Origin of the sequence: Parasphingorhabdus sp., assembly GCF_041748495.1 — a bacterium.
Classification (GTDB): domain Bacteria; phylum Pseudomonadota; class Alphaproteobacteria; order Sphingomonadales; family Sphingomonadaceae; genus Parasphingorhabdus.
In genome coordinates, this window is record NZ_JBGTDD010000120.1 from 1 (window position 1) to 3418 (window position 3418).

The 3418-nt window shown below is 63.0% G+C and carries 2 protein-coding genes; both read right to left on the bottom strand.

Annotated features, from left to right (window positions below; all coding sequences use genetic code 11):
* Window positions 1-262: 262 nt before the first annotated feature.
* Complete coding sequence (gene guaA, locus ACEW8J_RS10775; protein ID WP_373491643.1) at window positions 263-1822, bottom strand: glutamine-hydrolyzing GMP synthase; 1560 nt, start codon at window positions 1820-1822, stop codon at window positions 263-265.
* A 372-nt stretch (window positions 1823-2194) separates the two neighbouring features.
* Window positions 2195-3418 (bottom strand): class I adenylate-forming enzyme family protein (locus ACEW8J_RS10780; protein ID WP_373491644.1); only part of this gene is annotated, 1224 nt, incomplete at its 5' end.

Sequence of the window (3418 nt, forward strand, 5' to 3'; positions counted from 1 at the left end):
TCGGCGCGGCCATAGCCATCGGGATCGCCCGGACCGACTTCCTCGCTACCGAGCAGGGTCGTGCGGTAAGTGTCACCGGTCCGTTCGGCGACCGTCTCTTCAACAGTGGCGCAACCGGCGAGGGCGAGCGCAATGGCACCGAGACCCGCCATTGGTAAATTTTGCAACTTTATCATTTTCTCTCTCCTGTTTCCTTCGCGTCTTTTGCGCGACAGCAACAGAAGGGTAACGGGCGAGCGGCGATTGGGTTCCCGCGGGAGCCTCACTCCCACTCGATCGTGCCCGGCGGCTTGCTGGTATAATCATAAACCACCCGGTTGATCCCCTTGACCTCGTTGACGATCCGGGTCGAGACGCGGGTCAGGAAGCTGGCGTCAAAGGGATAGACGTCGGCAGTCATGCCGTCGGTGCTGGTGACGGCGCGCAGGCCGCAGACATTGTCATAGGTGCGGCTGTCGCCCATCACCCCGACGGTCTTCACCGGCAGCAGCACGGCAAAGGCCTGCCAGATCGCATCATAGAGACCGGCGTTGCGGATCTCCTCGAGATAGATCGCGTCCGCCTTGCGCAAGATATCGCAGCGCTCCTTCGTCACCTCGCCGGGAATGCGGATCGCCAGCCCCGGACCCGGAAACGGATGCCGCCCGACAAATTGATCGTTCAGCCCCAGTTCGCGGCCGAGATCGCGGACCTCGTCCTTGAACAGTTCGCGCAGCGGCTCGACCAGCTTCATGTTCATCCGCTCGGGCAGGCCGCCGACATTGTGGTGCGACTTGATCGTCACGCTCGGCCCGCCAGTGAACGACACGCTCTCGATCACGTCGGGATATAGCGTCCCCTGCGCGAGGAAATCCGCACCGCCGACCCGGGCCGATTCCTCGTCGAACACCTCGATAAACTCGCCGCCGATGAATTTGCGCTTCTTCTCGGGGTCGGTCTCGCCGGCGAGGCCCTTCATGAACCGCGCTTCGGCGTCGACCACCACCAGCGGGATATTATAATGGTCGCGGAACAAAGTCTCGACCTGCTCGCGTTCGTTCATCCGGAGCAAGCCATGGTCGACAAACACGCAGGTCAGCTGGTCACCGATCGCCTCGTGGATCAGGATCGCCGCGACCGAGCTGTCGACGCCCCCGGACAGGCCGCAGATAACCTTCTTGTCGCCGACCTGCTCGCGGATTTCGGCAATCTTGGCATCCTTATATTCCGCCATCGTCCAGTCACCGGCACAGCCGCAGACATGGCGGACAAAATTGGCGATCAGCTTGCCGCCATCGGGCGTGTGCACCACCTCGGGGTGGAACTGGGTGCCATAATAGCGCCGCTCGTCATTGGCGATCAGCGCAAAGGGTGCGCCCTCGGTGGTCGCGACAATCCGGAAGCCCGGCGCGAATTCGGTGACCTTGTCGCCGTGGCTCATCCATACCTGATGCCGTTCGCCGACCTGCCATAGGCCGTCGAACAAGACGCATTCTTCGGAAATGTCGATGAAGGCGCGGCCGAATTCGCCATGATCGCCCGCTTCCACCTGGCCGCCGAGCTGGTGCGTCATCACCTGCTGGCCATAGCAGATGCCGAGGATCGGCAGGCCGCTGTCGAAAATCACCTGCGGCGCCCGCGGACTGCCTTCTTCCGGCACCCCGGCAGGCGATCCCGACAGAATCACGCCCTTCGGCTTCAGCCGGTGAAACGCCTCTTCGGCGCTGTTGAACGGAGCAATCTCCGAATAGACCCCCGCCTCGCGCACCCGGCGGGCGATAAGCTGCGTGACCTGAGAACCGAAATCGACGATCAGGATGGTTTCTTCATGAGCAATGGACATGGGCTTGCGCTTAATCGCGCACGCAGGGAGAGTCCATAATAATTGAGGGCTGAACTGTTCCCCCGCGCAGGCGGGGGTCCATCTCCTGCACCTGTTCTGCATGCCCTAGAATTGGAGTGCACCAAGCCCGAGCCAACGCGTGATCAGAAACCATTCTGATAAACCGCAAGAGTCCGAGATGGACCCCCGCCTGCGCGGTGGCACAATTTGGGATCTCCAGTTCCCCTGCGAAGGCAGGGGCCCATCTCGGAACTGTGCCGCTTGGCACCATGGTTCGTGGGCACGCTTTGCCGCAAGCCAGGCGTGGCCACCTCCCATAGTACGCGGTGCAGGGCTCGGGAGATGGACCCCCGCCTGCGCAGGGGCACCCGGTCAGCCTTGCGCCTCGACCATATCCCGAAGCTCCGTCTTCAATATCTTGCCGATATGGCTGCGCGGCAGTTCGTCGATCAGCCGCAGCTCCGACAGTCGCTGGGTCTTGCCGAGATCCGCGTTGGTCGCTGCCTTCAGCGCCTCCGGATCGAGCGTCACCCCGGCCTCGGCGACGACAAAGCCGACCGGCGTCTCGCCCCATTGCCGCGAGGCCACCCCGATCACCGCCGCATCGGCCACGCCCGGCTGCGCCATCAAGGCTTCCTCCAGGTCGCGCGGATAGATGTTGAAACCGCCGGAGATGATCATGTCCTTGGAGCGCCCCATCAGGGTGATGAAACCATCCGCGTCGACCTTGCCGATATCGCCCATCCGCTGCCAGCGCTCGCCCTTCTCGTCATACCAGCTGGCTTCCTCGGTCTTTTCCGGCTGGTTCTGATAGCCCGACATCATCGTCTGCGACCGGCCAACCAGCTCGCCCATTTCCCCGGCCGGCAGCCGGTTGAGCTGCTCGTCGACGGTGATCACCTCGCTACCACCCCAGGCGATGCCGACCGTGTGCAGCTTGTCCGGATGCTCGTGGCACAGCAGGATGCAGACCACCCCGCCCTCGGTCATCGAATAGATCTCGATCAGCCCGCCCGGCATCCGCCGCAACACCTCGCGCTTCAGCTCCGCCGAAAAAGGCGCGCTGGTGCAATATTTATGGGTCAGGCTGCTCAGGTCATAATCGTCGAACCCCTCGAAATCCATCAGCCTTTGATATTGCACCGGCACCAGCATCGTGTGGCTGGCGCGATGCTGCTGCGCCAGTTCCAGCCAGCGCCGGCAATCGAACTTGCCCATCAGCACCACCGTCCCGCCATAGGCAATGGTCGGGGTGAACAAAGCCAGCGTCGTGTTCGAATAGAGCGGCGTCGACAGCAAGGTGACCTGCCCCGGCTTGCCATAGCCGGTGCCCTCGCCGACGGCGGCATGATACCAGCGCATCTGGCGGCTGTGGACAATGCCCTTGGGCGTGCCGGTGGTGCCGCTGGAATAGATGATATTATAGGGGTCTTTCGGACCCACACCGGGATCGGCCGGGGTCGCACCCTCGGCGGCCATCCAGTCCGCCATCAGCGGCGCATCGTCAGCCGCCTTGTCCAGCATGACATGTTGGAGCGCCGGCAGCTCTTCGCCGCTGTCCAGCAGCTCGGCCCGCTTGGCGCTATCGACAAACAG

Coding starts and splice junctions, on each gene's coding strand:
- guaA (WP_373491643.1), bottom strand. CDS start 1,822: ATGTCCATTGCTCATGAAGAAACCATCCTGATCGTCGATTTCGGTTCT.